Source organism: Shimia biformata, assembly GCF_016888515.1.
Lineage (GTDB): Bacteria > Pseudomonadota > Alphaproteobacteria > Rhodobacterales > Rhodobacteraceae > Shimia_A > Shimia_A biformata.
In genome coordinates, this window is the sequence record NZ_JAFEJK010000001.1 from 172,191 (window position 1) to 187,935 (window position 15,745).

The 15,745-nt window shown below is 60.6% G+C and carries 16 protein-coding genes; 5 read left to right on the top strand and 11 right to left on the bottom strand.

The features are described from left to right. Window positions 1–22: 22 nt before the first annotated feature. On the top strand, window positions 23–1,075 hold the full coding sequence (mutY, locus tag JQ863_RS00815) for an A/G-specific adenine glycosylase (RefSeq protein ID WP_204112437.1): 1,053 nt from the start codon (window positions 23–25) through the stop codon (window positions 1,073–1,075). 71 nt (window positions 1,076–1,146) lie between these two features. Then, window positions 1,147–2,280 carry an alkane 1-monooxygenase gene (locus JQ863_RS00820; protein WP_204115015.1) on the top strand — a complete coding sequence of 378 codons (1,134 nt, stop codon included), beginning with the start codon at window positions 1,147–1,149 and terminating at the stop codon, window positions 2,278–2,280. Window positions 2,281–2,334: 54 nt separating this feature from the next. Here the strand turns inward: JQ863_RS00820 and JQ863_RS00825 are convergent, their stop codons facing one another. The 4 genes from JQ863_RS00825 to JQ863_RS00840 form a co-directional block, all read right to left on the bottom strand. Beyond that, complete coding sequence (locus tag JQ863_RS00825; RefSeq protein ID WP_204112438.1) at window positions 2,335–3,705, bottom strand: adenylate/guanylate cyclase domain-containing protein; 1,371 nt, start codon at window positions 3,703–3,705, stop codon at window positions 2,335–2,337. 225 nt (window positions 3,706–3,930) lie between these two features. Next, window positions 3,931–5,046, bottom strand: coding sequence for a site-specific DNA-methyltransferase (locus tag JQ863_RS00830; protein ID WP_204112439.1), 1,116 nt, complete (start codon window positions 5,044–5,046; stop codon window positions 3,931–3,933). 106 nt (window positions 5,047–5,152) lie between these two features. Next, complete coding sequence (locus JQ863_RS00835; protein WP_204112440.1) at window positions 5,153–5,770, bottom strand: ribonuclease HII; 618 nt, start codon at window positions 5,768–5,770, stop codon at window positions 5,153–5,155. Between the two features lie 115 nt (window positions 5,771–5,885). Next, a complete protein-coding gene (locus tag JQ863_RS00840; protein WP_204112441.1) occupies window positions 5,886–6,398 on the bottom strand; it encodes a hypothetical protein in 513 nt (170 codons plus the stop codon). A 179-nt stretch (window positions 6,399–6,577) separates the two neighbouring features. Between JQ863_RS00840 and JQ863_RS00845 the strand changes: the two genes are divergently transcribed. The 3 genes from JQ863_RS00845 to JQ863_RS00855 all read left to right on the top strand — a co-directional run bounded on the left by JQ863_RS00845 (window position 6,578) and on the right by JQ863_RS00855 (window position 9,248). After that, window positions 6,578–6,868: a hypothetical protein gene (locus JQ863_RS00845; RefSeq protein ID WP_204112442.1), complete on the top strand. Its 291-nt coding sequence runs from the start codon at window positions 6,578–6,580 to the stop codon at window positions 6,866–6,868. Then, complete coding sequence (locus JQ863_RS00850) at window positions 6,840–7,544, top strand: hypothetical protein (RefSeq protein WP_204112443.1); 705 nt, start codon at window positions 6,840–6,842, stop codon at window positions 7,542–7,544. Before JQ863_RS00845 ends, JQ863_RS00850 begins: the two co-directional genes overlap by 29 nt. Window positions 7,545–7,697: 153 nt before the next feature. Next, complete coding sequence (locus JQ863_RS00855) at window positions 7,698–9,248, top strand: DUF427 domain-containing protein (RefSeq protein ID WP_204112444.1); 1,551 nt, start codon at window positions 7,698–7,700, stop codon at window positions 9,246–9,248. Here JQ863_RS00855 and JQ863_RS00860 read toward each other — a convergent pair whose 3' ends face one another. Genes JQ863_RS00860 through JQ863_RS00890 form a run of 7 tightly spaced genes read right to left on the bottom strand, consistent with a single transcriptional unit; the run spans window position 9,249 to window position 15,743 of the window. Next, window positions 9,249–9,725 carry a class I SAM-dependent methyltransferase gene (locus JQ863_RS00860; RefSeq protein ID WP_204112445.1) on the bottom strand — a complete coding sequence of 159 codons (477 nt, stop codon included), beginning with the start codon at window positions 9,723–9,725 and terminating at the stop codon, window positions 9,249–9,251. Then, window positions 9,722–10,465 carry a polysaccharide deacetylase family protein gene (locus JQ863_RS00865; protein ID WP_239113184.1) on the bottom strand — a complete coding sequence of 248 codons (744 nt, stop codon included), beginning with the start codon at window positions 10,463–10,465 and terminating at the stop codon, window positions 9,722–9,724. The genes JQ863_RS00860 and JQ863_RS00865 overlap by 4 nt, the downstream gene beginning before the upstream one ends. 29 nt (window positions 10,466–10,494) lie before the next feature. Continuing rightward, window positions 10,495–11,637, bottom strand: coding sequence for a glycosyltransferase family protein (locus tag JQ863_RS00870; RefSeq protein WP_204112447.1), 1,143 nt, complete (start codon window positions 11,635–11,637; stop codon window positions 10,495–10,497). Next, a complete protein-coding gene (locus tag JQ863_RS00875) occupies window positions 11,634–12,221 on the bottom strand; it encodes a histidine phosphatase family protein (RefSeq protein ID WP_204112448.1) in 588 nt (195 codons plus the stop codon). The genes JQ863_RS00870 and JQ863_RS00875 overlap by 4 nt, the downstream gene beginning before the upstream one ends. After that, window positions 12,218–13,294, bottom strand: coding sequence for a glycosyltransferase family 4 protein (locus JQ863_RS00880; protein WP_338055454.1), 1,077 nt, complete (start codon window positions 13,292–13,294; stop codon window positions 12,218–12,220). Before JQ863_RS00880 ends, JQ863_RS00875 begins: the two co-directional genes overlap by 4 nt. Next, a complete protein-coding gene (locus tag JQ863_RS00885) occupies window positions 13,291–14,523 on the bottom strand; it encodes a glycosyltransferase family 4 protein (RefSeq protein WP_204112449.1) in 1,233 nt (410 codons plus the stop codon). The genes JQ863_RS00880 and JQ863_RS00885 overlap by 4 nt, the downstream gene beginning before the upstream one ends. Next, entirely contained in the window at window positions 14,520–15,743 is a 1,224-nt protein-coding gene (locus JQ863_RS00890; protein WP_204112450.1) for a glycosyltransferase family protein, read from the bottom strand. The genes JQ863_RS00885 and JQ863_RS00890 overlap by 4 nt, the downstream gene beginning before the upstream one ends. Window positions 15,744–15,745 lie beyond the last annotated feature (2 nt).

The window sequence follows — 15,745 nt, forward strand, 5'->3', positions numbered from 1 at the left end:
CCAACTAGCGGAGCGATAAAACTTGCGTGACATGCCAAATTCCGCCGACTTGCTGGAATGGTATGACCGCCATACCCGCAAAATGCCATGGCGCGTCGGTCCGGCCGACCGCAACGCGGGGATCGTGCCGGACCCCTATCGGGTCTGGCTGTCCGAGATCATGTTGCAACAGACCACCGTCGCGGCGGTGCGTGACTATTTCATCGCCTTCACCACCCGCTGGCCGAATGTGACGGCCCTGGCAAATGCAAAAGACGCCGACGTCATGGGGGCTTGGGCCGGGCTTGGCTATTACGCCCGCGCCCGAAACCTTCTGAAATGCGCCCGCGTTCTGCGGGACGACCATGGTGGCCAGTTCCCCGATACGGTCGAGGGGCTTTTGACCCTGCCGGGTATCGGCCCCTATACCGCCGCCGCCATTGCCGCCATCGCCTTTGACCGCCCCGCCACCGTGGTTGATGGCAACGTCGAGCGGGTGATGTCACGGCTGTACGAAGTCACGACGCCCCTGCCCGCTGCCAAGCCCGAGTTGACCGACCTTGCGGACCAACTGACCCCGACCAGGCGACCCGGAGACTATGCTCAGGCGGTGATGGACCTAGGAGCGACGATCTGCACGCCCAAGAACCCGGCCTGCGGTATCTGCCCCTGGCGCACACCCTGCATCGCCCGCGCGAACGGCACTGCCGCCGACCTCCCGCGCAAAACTCCGAAGAAGCCCAAGCCCGTGCGATTTGGCACCGCTTATATCGCGCGTCGTGTCGATGGAGCGATCCTGCTTGAGACCCGTCCTCCCGAAGGTCTGCTGGGCGGCATGTTGGGCTGGCCGGGGTCCGCCTGGGCCGAGGGTGCCACACCAGACCACGCCGCCCCGATCAGGGCGGAATGGAAGACCGTTCCGGGCGAAGCGCGCCACACTTTCACCCATTTTCACCTGCGCCTGACCGTGAAGACCGCTTTGGTACCACTGGATCGACCCGCGCAGCGCGGCACGTTTGTCGAAAAAGACGAATTCTCGCCCTCGAATCTGCCTACGGTAATGCGCAAGGCCTATGATCTTGCCACCAAGGGCTAGATCGCCTTAGGGTCGCGGCAACGCGCGGACGTGTCAGGCATCTCACGACCGGGAAGGACAAATTCATGGCTATGCTGACTGCGGATCAGGTCTCGAAGGTGCAAAGCGCACTGCCATTCTGGTTGTCTTTGGGTCTGGTACCACTGATCTGGATCGTCGCCGGGCTAGGTGGTTGGTGGGTGCTGCTGGTTCCCGTGGTCACGTGGTATCTGTTTACCGCACTTGATGCGGTGACGGGATTGAACCTGGACAATGCCGACCCTGCCATCGGCGAGGAAGACTTGCGCTGGTATCGGCTAGTCACCCTGATCTGGCCGCCGCTGCAATTCATCACCCTGTTCGGCATGATCTGGTACGCCACCCATACCGACCACTTGTCAACAGCCGCGACAATCGGGCTGTTCTTCGGTGTCGGCGTGGTCACTGGCACAATCGGCATCAATTATTCCCACGAACTGATGCACCAGAAAAACAAGACGGAACGCTGGCTGGGCGACATTCTGTTGGCGATGGTGCTGTATTCGCATTTCCGTTCCGAGCACCTGCTCGTGCATCACCGCTATGTCGGCACTCCGCGTGATCCGGTGACGGCGCGCTATAACGAAGGGTTTCACCGCTTCTTCCCGCGCGTTCTGATCGGATCGTTGAAATCCGCGTTCCGCGCCGAGAAGCAAATGCTTGCGCGCAAGGACCTGCCGTGGACCGACTTGTCCAATCCGTTCTGGCGCTATTGGGCGTTGCAGGGCGCAATGCTGCTTTTGGCGCTGATCGTCGGCGGATGGGTCGGAGTTCTGCTGTTCATCTGGCAGGCCTATATCGCGATCTGGCAGTTGGAACTGGTGAACTATGTCGAACACTACGGTCTGACCCGTAAACACCTGGGCGATGGCAAATATGAACACGTGATGCCGCATCATTCGTGGAATGCCGCGCAAAAGGCATCGAATTGGCTTTTGATCAACCTTCAGCGCCACTCGGATCATCACTACAAACCCGATCGTCGCTTCCCGCTGCTGCAAAACTATACCGAGGCCGATGCGCCGCAACTGCCCTATGGCTACCCGGTGATGACCATGGCGGCGATGGTGCCGCCCCTCTGGAAAAAGGTGATGAACCCGCGGGTGCGCAAATGGCGGGGCATGTACTACCCCGAGATCACCGACTGGAAGCCTTACAACAAGGCAACGAACCCAATGCCGCGCTAGAGTTTGTTCGCCAGACGTCAGGGACACCCTCGGCGGAGGTCCATCTGCACAGTCCTATCCCGGCACCCAGACACTCATCGGTTCTTCCAGCCCGCGAAGAGACTGCCCATCGTGGCGGGTCATGTTTTCGGGGAAATCGCCACCCTCTTCCAACACGCGCGCATGCATGGCTTCGGAAATCACCAGCGGTACACCAAGCGGCCGCGACAGGCTTTCCAGCCGGCTGGCGACATTGACCGTGTTGCCAATCACCGCGAACTCAAGCCGGTTCGCGCCAATGTCGCCCAGAACCGCCGCGCCGTAGTGAATTCCAATGCCGATCTGGATCTCAGGTTCACCGGCAGCGGCACGGTCACGGTTCCAGCGCTCCATCACCCGCAACATTGCTTCGGCGCAGTTAAGCGCGTTGGTCGCGTCCGTGTCTCCCGCGACTGGGGTTCCGAAAGTCGCCATCAGCCCATCGCCAAGATATTTGTCGAGCGTGCCGCGATGCTGGAACACCTCGGCCTCCATCCGGCCATGAAATCCGCGCAGAATGGCGATCACTTCGTCGGGAGGTCGGTTCCGCGCCAGATGGGTAAAGCCGACGATATCGACAAACATCACCGCGACGTCCTGGGTACGGATCTGTTTCAGCGGTTCGTCATTGTGGCTGAGTTCGTCGACCACATTGGGCGAGAAATAGCGCGACAGGTTTGCCCGCTCTCGTTCGAGCGATGCGTTTGACAACAGAAGCGCGTTGAACCGGCGGATCGACACGGCAAGAATCACCGCGACAATGACAAAGATCACCACCTCCTGGATGCGCAGCTGAAAGCCGAAACTGTTGGGGTCAAACAGGTCGGCCAGTCGGTCATTACCGACTGCGTCGGTGACGGCCTCGGTCCAGCCATCCACCGGATCATAGAACAACCAAGACACCAGAAGCGCGCCCATCCACAGCCCCGTGGTCCAGGTACCGAAGGCCAGGATCGTGCGCCAGGTATAGGCCAGTGTGCCCGCCGCCAGCAGGACATAGAAATAGGGAAAGTTCTGAAAACGATACCCGATGGGCGCCGGAATATCCTCGCCCGCGAATGGGTTGGGATAGACCAGGACAAAGGTCATCAGCGCAAGATCGGCAAACAGCCATGCCAGTTCCGCACGGCTTTGACCGACCCGCCCGACACGGCGCATCATGTACCCGATCCCGGCAAAGACCAGCAGCCATGCCTCGTAGTAAAGAACCTCCCAACGCGGGTTGAGCAGGGGCAGAAGCACGGCAATCACGGCCAACGCCGCCCAGCGCGCTTGCACGGCCAGTTCAAGACCCTGACGCTTGTGCCGCTCAAGTGTCGCCATGGTATAGCGATTGTGTTCTGGCGTGGCTTCGTCGAATCGTCGAAGGAACCGTCTGCGTGCCGGTGCCGCCTGGCTGTCAGACATGATCAGCCCTCCTTTGTCCGCGCCGAAGTATCCCGACTATATTGGGTGATGCACCCGATATTCAAACCCATGAGCCGGCTGTCGGGTCCGTTTGTCGCGTCTGATACGGTTGGATTGGGCGGTTCCGTCGAAAAAAGCCCCGCCAAACAAGGGCGGGGCATCAGTCTAGGTGCCTGCGAAAGTCAGGCCACAGACACCGGCGGTAACTTTGTCGTTGACGAGGTATCAGTTGGGCCGATCGGCCATTTCCGCACGGATCTGCTGGCGCAGGATGTCGATCGGAATTTTCTTGCCGTCCTTCTTGAAGGCCCAGTAGGTCCAGCCATTGCAGCTGGGTGCGCCCTCCAGATGGGCGCCAACCTGGTGGATCGAGCCCTTGACGTCATCGCCGATCAGCGTGCCATCCGCGCGCAGCTTGGCCTTGTGGCGGCCATTGACAGAATAGAGGTTCTCGCCCGGACGCAACATGCCGCGTTCAACCAGCTGGCCAAAGGGCACTCGCGGCTCGGCGCGCTTGCTGGCAGAAACGGTCAACGCCTCGCGGTCATACTTGCGCACTTTGGACAGACGCTTTTCGGCAACCTTGCGATAGGCTTCCTCACGCTCGATACCGATGAACTCGCGGCCCAGCATCTTGGCGACTGCGCCCGTCGTTCCAGTGCCGAAGAACGGGTCAAGCACCACGTCGCCGGGATTTGTCGAACCGACCAGAACCCGGTGCAACAGACTTTCCGGCTTTTGTGTCGGATGTGCCTTGTCGCCGTTTTCATCCTTCAGCCGCTCATGGCCGGTGCAAATCGGCAGCACCCAGTCGGAACGCATCTGCACACCTTCGTTCAACGCCTTCAGCGCCTCGTAGTTGAAGGTATATTTCGCGCCCTCTTCCTTTGAGGCCCAGATCATCGTCTCGTGCGCATTGGTGAACCGCTTACCGCGGAAATTGGGCATCGGGTTCGACTTGCGCCAGACCACGTCGTTCAAAATCCAGAAACCCTGGTTCTGCAACTCGGCGCCAAGGCGGAAAATGTTGTGATAGGACCCGATCACCCAGATCGCGCCGTTGGGCTTCAACAAGCGGCGCGCGGCCTTCAGCCACTCACGCGTAAACTTGTCATAGGCCTTGAAGCTGGCGAACTGATCCCAGTGGTCGTCAACTGCGTCCACCTTGGAATTGTCCGGGCGATGCAGGTCGCCGCGCAACTGCAGGTTATAGGGGGGATCCGCAAAGATCAGGTCGATCGAATTTGCTGGCAGACTGTTCATCATCTCGATGCAGTCACCGTCAAGAATCGTGTTCAGAGGGAGCGCTGTCGCGCTCTTTGCTTTGGTCTTCGTTGTCATATTCTGCCTCGTTACCCGGCGCTGTTTTTGTGCGCTCTCGGTTGAGACAAAGATGAGTCAAAGGCGATTCGCCGTCAATTTCTTTTTTGAATCAAGAGGTTACATTTTAGTCTTGATACAAGATATTGTGGACGGGTTTGAACGAACGCCTATGGTGTGGGGTCACACCAAGATTTCGAAGCGCGTCCTTGTGGCTTTTTGACGGGTATCCAGCGTTGGTTTCCCAGCCATAGCCGGGGAACTGTTGCGCCAAATCCTCCATGATGCGGTCACGACAAATTTTTGCCACAATTGAAGCCGCTGAAATCGAGACGGACAGCGCGTCGCCCTTGACCACGGCTTCCGCCGATCCGTTCAACCCGGCAGGAATCAAGTTGCCGTCGATCAGCAAATGGTCGGGGCGGCGTGAAAGTCCGGCAACCGCGCGTTCCATCGCGATGTGACTGGCACGCAAGATGTTGTGTTCGTCGATCTCTGCAACGCTCGCATGGGCGATGGAAACCTCAGCCGCCGCGTGGATCGCATCCCACAGGGACGCGCGGCGTTTTGCCGACAACTTCTTTGAATCGTTCAGACCCTCGGGAATGTTGTCCGGGTTCAGGATCACCGCCGCCGCAGTCACCGGCCCTGCCAGAGGTCCGCGCCCGACCTCGTCCACACCTGCGATGATCTGAAAGCCACGGTTCCGCGCCGCTTGTTCAATGGAGTAATCGGGTTTTGTCATGTGGTCTTGAAACACCATCGCCACGGCGCGCGCAATGCAAGAAGGGCCGGAGGTCACCCCCCGGCCCTGGCCCGGCCTCTCCCCTCGCGAGGGGCCGGAACTGCCCGACCGCCACTTATCGACGTGACAACGTGTACCCGTTGCGGCGCAGGCAATGTGGATTGAACCCCTGGCGATAGCCACGATTGGTCTGGGTTCCGACGCGGCAGGACCGCGGCAGACGGTTATAGTTGCGATAGTTCCGCGCCAGACAGCGATCGCCAACCATGTAGACATCTTCGCCCCGAACGCGATGAACCCGCATGCAATCGCGCGGCAACGCCCGTGCATCGTGACGCGGCGCCTTGCCGTCGTGCGAATTGCGGTTGTTCCAGTCGCGGTCGCCATGGCGATGGTCCCAGTTACGGTCCCGATGGCGGTGGTCCCAGTCGCGATTGGTGCGGCGGGTCACAACGGGTTCGGGATCGTTTTTCTTGTTCTTGATGGCATTGCCGATAATCAGCAGCGTCGCGCCGCCAAAAATCAGCGCGCCCAGCTGGTCCTCGGACAGGGCATGGGCGGGGCGGGCGTTGAGCGCGGTCACGGTGACCGATGCGGCAAGGATGGCGGCGATGAACTTGCGGGACATTTGAGAACTCCTGTCTTGGGGTATGGTTTCCCGTGTCAGTGCCGGGGAACCGGCGGTGTGGGAGAACCATCCTCTCGCTGGTAGAAGTCACGCAATAACGCCCCGTTGTTATTCGATATCACCCGCTGCAACGCCCTGTTGTTATTGAATATCGCGTGATTAACGCGCAGGGTTGGAGCATGAAAAACATGATCCCCATATTCGGCCTGTCGGTCGGCCTGATCTTGGCGGCGCAAACCGCAAGCGCAGGGTGTTATGCCGATTATAAGGCCAAGAAGGACAACCCGCTGAAGCTGCATTACGGCGTCGTCGAACTGCGTGGCGATTGCTCGAAAAAGGCGGCTCGGGACGAGGTCGCCGCGCGGATCAAGCGCGATGGCTGGACACTGCTGAACGTCCTGTCGGTCTTTGACGACGACGGGTTGAACGGAAAGGAACAGAGTGCCGGACCCTATTATCTCCGCTACTGACGCGCGGCGTCTGGGCAGCCGCACCGTGGGGCTTGGTATTGCTGCCATCGTCGCAATCCTGCTGATTGCGGCAGTGGTGCTGTTTCTGACCCTGCCCGATGCCAACGCGTTCAACGCGCGGGTCGAACAGCTTTTCCTGGAGAACGACGACCTGACCAGCCAGGCGGAAATCAAGTTGCTGGAAATCCTTGCCCATTCGGGCACCGCGTTTTCCGACACGCTGGCCAGCTATCGCACGGTGATCTTCGTGCTTTTGGTCTTTGCCACTGCCCTGTTGGTCGCGGCGCTGGTCTTTCTTGTCCTGCTGGTCACGCTGAACCGCCGTATGGGTGAGATCGAGCGCGCAGGTATCCAGGTGAACTCGCTTCTGATCAGCAGAGAGGAAAAGACAGTCTATCTGAACAACATGGGGTTCAAGCTGACCGATGCCGCGCTGGAAACCCTCAGCGTTCTGGCCGAGGCGCGCATGGATGACGAGGTTTTGTCCGGAGTCGAGATCGAGGCGATGATCTCGGGCAAGGCTGCCGAGAACTGTGAAGAGGCCGCAGGCGCGACGCGGATCAAACGGCTGCGCGACACACTGGGCAATCAGATGGTCAGCGAACTGCTGGTCAAGAATATCGCGCGCAAGGGATACATGCTGGCCATCGACAAGGACGTGATCCGGGTGCTGTGAGGGGATTAGGGGCGTTGCCCCTCTTGGCCCCTGGCCAATTCACCCCAAGGTATTGGAAGAAAGAGAAAGCGCCAACACCGCAAACACCCTTTCGTGTGCCGGCCTTTCAATCCTTTGTCTCAAGGCCCATCTTGGCCGCTGAGAGGGACAGAGATGAGCATTCACACAGACATTTCCGCCGACTACGGGATCGAGATCAAACCTCTGGACGGGCCTGTGCGCGTGATGCGCGGCGAGGTCGTGCTGGCCGAGACGACCCGCGCCAAGGTGGTTTACGAAACCCGCTTGCCGCCACAGGTCTATGTTCCCGCCGAGGACGTGAAGATCGAAACCGGCGGCTTTACTGACCTCAAAACGTTTTGCCCTTTCAAAGGCACCGCGCGATATCACGACATCACCCTGGGCGGCGTGGTTTTTCCAAATGCAATCTGGACCTATGCGCGGCCGTTGCCGGAAAGTGCAGCGATTGACGGCTATGTCGGGTTCATGCCCGGCGTGGCCGACAGGATCGACACGGGCGGTATCGACCTGGGCGGGCCGCGGGGTGGAAACATCAGCGGACCGCTGGTCGACTGGCTGCTGCGCGAGGCGTGGCTATGCCGCACACCCGAGGACTTCGCCAAGGCGCTTGGCGAAAAAATGGTCGACCATGGAATCGCCGTATCGCGCCTGAGCCTGATGATTTGGTCGCTGCACCCGCTGATCGCGGGACGCAACTATATCTGGCGGCGTGGCGCGGACGAGATCGAGACCTTTGCCCCATCCTATGAGCTTTATGAACACCCCTCGTTCCTCAACAGTCCCCTGCGGCACGTGTCCAAGGGTCTGGGTGGTGTACGCCAGATCATCGGACCCGGCGGCGACGATGCGTTTCCAGTGATTACAGATCTGCGGGCTGAAGGCGCGACGGATTATGTCGCCATGCCGCTGCCCTTTACCGACGGGCGGACAAATGTGCTGACATTGGCCAGCGACCATCCCGACGGTTTTACAACCGCCAATCTGGGGATGGTTTTTGAATGCGCGCCCGTCATCAGCCGTTATCTCGAAACATTCACCCAACGCGAAAACGCCCAATCGCTTCTTGAGACATATGTGGGCAAACGCTCGGGTGCGCGGGTGCTGGGCGGCGAAATCCGGCGCGGCGACGGCGATGAGATCGATGCTGCCATCATGTTCTGCGATCTGCGAGGATCGACCGCCCTGTCCGAGGCCATGCCGCAGGCGGACTATCTGGAACTGTTGAACCGGTTTTTTGAGACCACGGCCAAAATGGTCGAACAGTATCAGGGCGAAGTGTTGAAGTTTATCGGCGACGCGGTTCTGGCTGTCTTTCCCGCCGAGAAAAACCCGGAAACCGCACGGCGCAATGCCGTTGACGCGGCCAGAGAAATCGTGCGCGCCTTCGAAATCCAGACGCGTGAGGAAGAGGCCGACCCAATTAGTTGCGCCATCGGCATCGCCTATGGCCGGGTGACTTATGGCAATGTCGGTTCGCGGGATCGGCTGGATTTCACGGTTATCGGCGCCCCGGCCAATATCGCGGCTCGGCTGGGTGACCTTGGCAAACGCGAAGGTCAGGCCATCGTGGTTTCTTCCGATTTCGCAGGCGAAGGTTACGAGGTCCGGGAATTGGGCAAGGTGAAACTGCACAATGTCGCGGAACCTGTCCTGTGCCATGTGGTTCCGGTGGGTGCCCCCTGATCAGGTGCGATAGAAGTAATAGCGTCCCGGCTGGATGCCCTCTGGTCCGGCAACTTCGTCAAACCCGACCAGCGGCTGCCCTGAGACCAGAACCCCGCCCGGCGCCATTACATCGGCAATCAGCGGCGACAGGCGCGCGGCTTCGGCGACGTCCTTTTCCTTTTCGCCAAAGCCAAAGTCATAGTGGCCCATGACCACCTTGGCCCCCATCCCGGCAAGTTTGCGCAGCATGTCCTCGGCCTCACCTTGCAGAAAGTCCTCTTCCGGTGGGACGCAGGAGGGATGGCATTGCAGGATACGGTCGATGACCCAGATCCGGCGACCATCCGCCTTTTCGCGCAGATGGTCATAGGTGCGGCCGTTGCCCAGCCCCATGTCCAAAACATCGCCTTCAATCCCGTCCAACTGGGCCAGCCCCCATTCCAGCCCGTCGCGCTGGGCCGCGAGGCGGCGCATCATGCTGTCCAGTCTGCTCATTTCCGCACCTCTTCCGTATCGGTGTCCAAATCCATCCGCCAGGGCGTGATCGGCCCTTCGGCAAGTTCATTCCAGAACCTCAGCGAGAAGTCCCAGATATCATCGTCATGCACAAGGTGATGTGTGAGATAGCCAAGCGGCTCGGCATTGTCCGCGTGACCTTGCCGACGATCCCGTAATAGCGCCACCAGCTGCGCCAACAGCGTATCAGGATCCACCAGACCGCGATGTCCGCGCCAGAAAATCGGATCGATGTGGGTGTTGATCTGTTTCAGTCCCGGCGCTGCAAATGTTTGGATTCGCGGCAGGTAGGTCGAGATCGCTTTGAACCCGACCTGGGCTATCGCGTCCGGGATGCCCGAAGAAACCCGGTTCCACGGCGGCACGAAGATCGGCGACAACCTGTCGCCAAACAGGTCTTGAAGCTTCGCCAGCCCTTGCCCGATTTCGGCCTGCATGACCTCCAATGGCCTGTGACCACCAAACTCGGCTTTTTTCTGACCCTGCGGCGCGTGGTTTTCATGTGCCCAGCCATGCACGACTGGTATTGCATTGTCCGCGCCCGCTAACAACGCCGCCAGGTCCAGTCCAGCATCCGCCGGGATCACCGCCAAATGGACCGGAATACCGACAGCGCGTGACAAGTTCAGAAGGTGGTCAAGTGCGGGTGTCGGCACGGCCGCATCGTCGTCACGCCACCAGACCGGCAAGGTCAGCCCATCGTCTCGCCAGATTGCCATTTCTTGCCTGAGGGGTGTCCAGTCGGCCATCATCTGCGTTCCTTCCCGGCGACGATGTCCTGAACCACCCGCACGGTCTCGGCTGCGCCGTCAAATCCGATGGTTGTTACCGACCTGTCCGGCGACCCGGTGGCCAAGTCAATTGCGCCTAATAGTGTCTCCGCCCCCAGATCGGCAGCTGCAACCACTTCGATCCCCGGCAAAACGCCAAGCGCCGTGGCGCGCAGGGACTGCTCAACCTCGCCGCCGTCATCAAACGGCACGATCACGGAAGGGACCCCGGATTGCAGTAAATCCATCGCGGTATTGTAGCCACACATGGACACCGAACAGGTGGCGCGTTGGATCAACTCACGAAAGTCTGGCCGCACCGGTTCCAGTATCAGGTTCTTAGGTGCATCCGTCCGCCATGCCGAGATACGTGAGCTGGCATCTGCCCCGCCGACCAGCAGGCGCCACCGGCGTCCATCCCCGCATGCGGCCTTCAACGCTGCGGCAAAAATGTGGTCTCCGACCGAGCCGCCCCCGGCGCTGACCAGAATCTCACCTATCCCGTCACCTTGTTGCGCTGCAGCGGGCAGGGGTGGCGCGACAAAGCCGGTATAACGCAGCATTTCGGCCACGCGGTCTGACACCGGCCAGCTAGCATCAAGGGCGACGACAGCGGCATCGGAATGCACCAGTACCGCGTCATAATATTCCTGCAGCAACGCCTCGGCTTTCTCGACCTTGGCGGGCTTCGATGGCGGCGCAAGTATGTCGCGCACAGACGACAGGACGACCGGCGGGGAAGGCAGCCCACGGGCGGCTTCGATCAGCGCGACAAACTCAGATGACAACGAGCGGCGCCCAAAAGGGAACAATTCCGTTATCAACACCTGTGGCTGGAACTCGGACATGGCATTGATCGCTGCCGTTTGGCGGCGGGCAAAAACCGCCGGGCCCGCGACCTGTCCGTCGACGTCCAGAAGCCGGGTGAAATTGGTTCCGTCCGAGGCGATCGGCGGCAATTGCACCAGTGTCAGCCCGTCTGCGGACAGATGCCGCGCCGGACGGCCGCCAGACAGGACCTGAACCTGATGCCCGGCCCCGGCAAAGGCGCGGCCAAGCGTCAGGGCGCGACTGAGGTGGCCTGCCCCAAGAAGGTGCGTTACCGCGATCGTAACCCTCATGGCGCGACCGGCCGAATGCGCACCGAGTCAGGTGTTGCGACCCTCAAGTCGCCATCGTCGATCTCAAGCATGTAAAGGCGGCTGCGTTTGATGGTGAAGGGCGCAGGCCCATCGAAATCCCATCCTGTTGCGCGGGCAAGGATCATCCGCATCGTGCCGATATGACAGACAGCCAATGTGTCTCTCGTCAGCCCCATCAGCCATGGTTCGATCCGATTCCACACATCCTGCGGGCTTTCACCATTTGGCGGGCGATAATCCCAGCCCCACTGCTCGATGTCACGGAACCCGCTTTTCGGGTCGGCCTTCAGGTCGAGGCCATGCAGACCCTCCCAGTCGCCCCAGTCCATCTCGATCAGAGCGGGAACGGTGGCGGGGACCTGTCCGGTCACGATCCGGGCGGTTTCGACCGCACGGGCAAGCGGGCTTGCGACAACCGCGACATCCTGCCAGTCGGCAGGCAATGTAAACTCTTCCAACGCAGCACGGCCGTCGTCATCCAGAGGGATATCGGTTCGGCCTTGAATTCGACCGGCTCGGTTCCACGGTGTATGACCATGGCGCATCATGGCAAAACGGATCATGCCACCCCTTTCAATAAACTCGAAAGCTCAGACCACAATGTCTGGCGTGCGGCTGTAATCAAATGGCCGTCCTCCATGAATTTCCGAGCGCGAACCGCTGCATTTTGCCTGTGGGTCGGTTCGGCGATCAACCGTGTGATTGCCGCAGCCAAAGCAGTGGCATCCCCGACCTGGGTCGCCGTTCCCGCCGGCATAACAGATGCCGGGCCGGGATAGGCCTCGGCAAGCGCGGGACACCCTTGCGCCTGCGCTTCCAGATAGACCATGCCAAACGCCTCATTCACGCCAGGCCAGACAAAACAGGTCGCGTTCCGATAGGCAGCCTGCATGCCCGCCCGGTCCAACTGTCCAAGCCAGCGCACTTTCCCGCCAAAGGGCTGAAACAGAGCCTCAACCTCGGCCCGTGCCGGGCCATCCCCGGCGACATGCAAGCTCCATTCCTCGTCGGGAAGCCTTGTCAGCGCCTCCGCCAGCCTTTCATACGATGCCAGCTTGTCGCGATGCCGCATCATTCCGGCGGTCAGGATCACCGGTTGGAGCGGCGCCGTCTGGGCATCCGGCAAGGTTTCCATGTTCAGAAAGGGTGCGAGGTGGCGAATGACCTGATTGGGACGGGCATGTCGGGCCAACACCTCCCGGTCTTCTTGCGTCAGATGAAACAGAACTGACGCGGTATCACATGCCGCCCCAGCCGCCCTTTCAAAATCCGCCCATGGCCCTGTCAGTCGTTTGTCCGCTCGGCTGGGCTCCACAATAACGTAAGGAATCCCCAGTTCCGCCGACACCGCAGGCCCGACCAGATCCGGCGCCTTGTAATAATTGTGATAGGTCACCCAGAGATCCCATCCGCCCGTCGCCGTCAGGCGCAGAACCTCGTCCCGCGCGCCCGCCTTGATCCGCGCCTGGGCATCTGCATCGCCGCGCCCGTCGCGGGTCTGAAATTCGGATACGAGTGCGACCTCCGCCCCATCACGCGCCAGCGCCGCCATCAACCCGCGCGCCATCTCTCTGTCACCAGACGGCACCGCATGGTTGGGTGACTTCATCGGTGCATAAAAGGCGATCCGGGTCACCGGACCATCTCTTGAAGGCGTTTGCCCAACGCGTCGATGCCGGGATCCATCAGGAAGTCGCGGGTCAGGCGCTGATAGGCAGCCTCGGCCATCTCTGCCCGCATTTGCGGCGAATTCGCCAAAAGGGTGATCGCCTCGGCCAGCGCCTTGGGGTCGTCGTCGCTGAGAAGGCCATCCTTGCCCGACGTGATAAACTCGGGGATTGCCGATACCGGGGTCGACAGGATCGGCAACTTCTGGCTGGCTGCCTCCATCAAAACGTTGGGCAACCCGTCGCGGTCACCGTCGGCGGCAATCCGGCTAGGAAGGACAAACAGATCGGCCTCGCGCATGGCGGCGATCACCTCGGGCTGATCGCAGGCGCCTCTCCACTCGATCCAGTCGTCTATCCCCAACCGATTGGCCTGCATCTTCAACAGGGCCCCGTCACCACCCCCGCCGATGTGAACCCAATGCCAATCCAGTTGAGTCGGCAACAGCGCCAGCGCTTCGATCAACCGGTCAAATCCCTTTTTCTCGACCAGCCGACCGACGGACACCATACGGAAGCGTGTAGAAGGGGGCCGGCCTTCGGGCGGGGCCGGGAAACGCGCCAGATCAAGCCCGTGGTAAACCAGCGACACACGCTCCGGATCATCCGCCAACCCCTTTAGATGCTCAGCCCCAAAGCCCGTGCAAGTTGCCAGAAAAGTGGCGCCGTGTGTCGACTCTTGCAGCTTTTCGCGCTTTTCCCACTCTGGCGAGGTCCAGATGTCCTTGGCATGGGCCGATGCCGCCCACGGCAGGCCCGTTATGATCGAAGCATAGCGCGCAACGGACGCAGGCGTGTGCATGAAATGCGCGTAAAAAGCGCTGGTTTCGGGCGGCAGTTCCATCGCCAGAACACAGGCCTGACCAAAACGGCGGACCCGGTTCGTGGACCGGTCTCGCGCGAAATCCTTTGCCCAGATCCGAAGCGCCCGCCAGAACCCCTTGCGCCCCATCGCGCGAACCATCGCCTTCGTGACCCGGCGTGGTTCTTCATAAAGGTATTCCGGCAGGTAGCGGACCTTGGCGGTCAAACGATCGTGCAGCGGGTGGCGTTTCTTATCGGTGGGAAAACGCAGCGACCAGATATCCAGATCATGCCCACGCGCCTCAAGCGCCACCAATTCCTGCGCAATGAAGGTTTCCGACAGGCGCGGCCAACCCTTGACCACTACGGCAAGCTTCCCTTTTGGCTGCGTCATGCGCGCGCCTTGCTCCGATCGAGGCCCAACATATCCTGCGCGCGTTCTGCGACAAACTCCAACCCGTCCAGCAGACCGGGAACAAAGGCGGCGGAGGGTTTGGGCTGGGTCGGCAACGCACGAATGGCGCAGATCATCGCCTCGGGTGTCAATTCATTGCGATGCACGTCCAGCATTCGAACCAGCCCAAGTTCTTCGGCTCTACTGGCGCGAATATGCTGTTCCAACCGGGGTTTGGTACGAGGCACGATCACGGCGGGCTTGTCGAAGGACAGAGTTTCGCAAAATGTATTGTATCCGCCCATCGACACGATGCCTTTGGCACCCGAGATCAGGTTCTCGATCCGACTGTCAAATCCAACAGACTCAACCCGGCCGTTCAGCGCCTGAACGCGGGCTTCGAACTCGGCCCGGGCTTCGCCGGAAAGGAAGGGGCCATAGACAATTTTGGCTTTCGGTGACAACTCGGGGTCCTGTTCATAGGCTGAAAGGACGAGGTTCACCATGCTCGCACCATCACCGCCGCCACCCGGCGTGACAAGGATGTAATCCTCAAGCGGTATGACGCCCTCGGTCAACGCCTCGCGCCGCAGGTAACCCGTCCAGCGCATCCGCGCACGCATCTCGGGCGGGATCGGCAGCCCCATGGTCGGGTCATAGATCGAGCGCAAGCCATAGACCCAGACTTCGTCGTAATACTTGCGCGCTGCCTCGGTCGCGCCTTTGCGCTCCCACTCGCTGGCCAATGTCTCGGGATCGTCCAGAACGTCGCGCAACCCCAGAACGATATGGGCGCGGCGCCTTGATTTCAGCCAGTCCAAGGCCGGAATCAACTCTCCTCGGAAGCCCGTTGGCTCTTTGTCGACAACAAGGATATCGGGGTTGAAATACTCGGCCGTCGACTTGATCAGCCCGGCCCGCAGCGATGTCGTCTCGTCGATATCCAGACCCAGGGTTTCCGACGCATATGACCCGTCGGGATTCTTGGTGACGCCGGGCAGCCGGATGTGATCGACTCGCGGCGGGAAAGTAAACCGACCGGCCACAGGGGACCCGGTCAGGATGATCGCCGAGATGCTGTCATCGGCCTGCGTGATCGCACTGGCAAGCGCCCGCGAGCGCCGCAAATGGCCCAGCCCAAAGGTGTCGTGGCTGTAAAACAGCACTCGCGGCGATGAATTGCCGCTCAGGTCCGAGATATGTGTGGCCGTTTCCGCCAAAC

Coding starts and splice junctions, on each gene's coding strand:
- JQ863_RS00820 (WP_204115015.1), top strand. CDS start 1,147: ATGCTGACTGCGGATCAGGTCTCGAAGGTGCAAAGCGCACTGCCATTC.
- JQ863_RS00825 (WP_204112438.1), bottom strand. CDS start 3,705: ATGTCTGACAGCCAGGCGGCACCGGCACGCAGACGGTTCCTTCGACGA.
- JQ863_RS00830 (WP_204112439.1), bottom strand. CDS start 5,046: ATGACAACGAAGACCAAAGCAAAGAGCGCGACAGCGCTCCCTCTGAAC.
- JQ863_RS00835 (WP_204112440.1), bottom strand. CDS start 5,770: ATGACAAAACCCGATTACTCCATTGAACAAGCGGCGCGGAACCGTGGC.
- JQ863_RS00840 (WP_204112441.1), bottom strand. CDS start 6,398: ATGTCCCGCAAGTTCATCGCCGCCATCCTTGCCGCATCGGTCACCGTG.
- JQ863_RS00845 (WP_204112442.1), top strand. CDS start 6,578: ATGAAAAACATGATCCCCATATTCGGCCTGTCGGTCGGCCTGATCTTG.
- JQ863_RS00855 (WP_204112444.1), top strand. CDS start 7,698: ATGAGCATTCACACAGACATTTCCGCCGACTACGGGATCGAGATCAAA.
- JQ863_RS00860 (WP_204112445.1), bottom strand. CDS start 9,725: ATGAGCAGACTGGACAGCATGATGCGCCGCCTCGCGGCCCAGCGCGAC.
- JQ863_RS00865 (WP_239113184.1), bottom strand. CDS start 10,465: ATGGCAATCTGGCGAGACGATGGGCTGACCTTGCCGGTCTGGTGGCGT.
- JQ863_RS00870 (WP_204112447.1), bottom strand. CDS start 11,637: ATGAGGGTTACGATCGCGGTAACGCACCTTCTTGGGGCAGGCCACCTC.
- JQ863_RS00875 (WP_204112448.1), bottom strand. CDS start 12,221: ATGATCCGTTTTGCCATGATGCGCCATGGTCATACACCGTGGAACCGA.
- JQ863_RS00885 (WP_204112449.1), bottom strand. CDS start 14,523: ATGACGCAGCCAAAAGGGAAGCTTGCCGTAGTGGTCAAGGGTTGGCCG.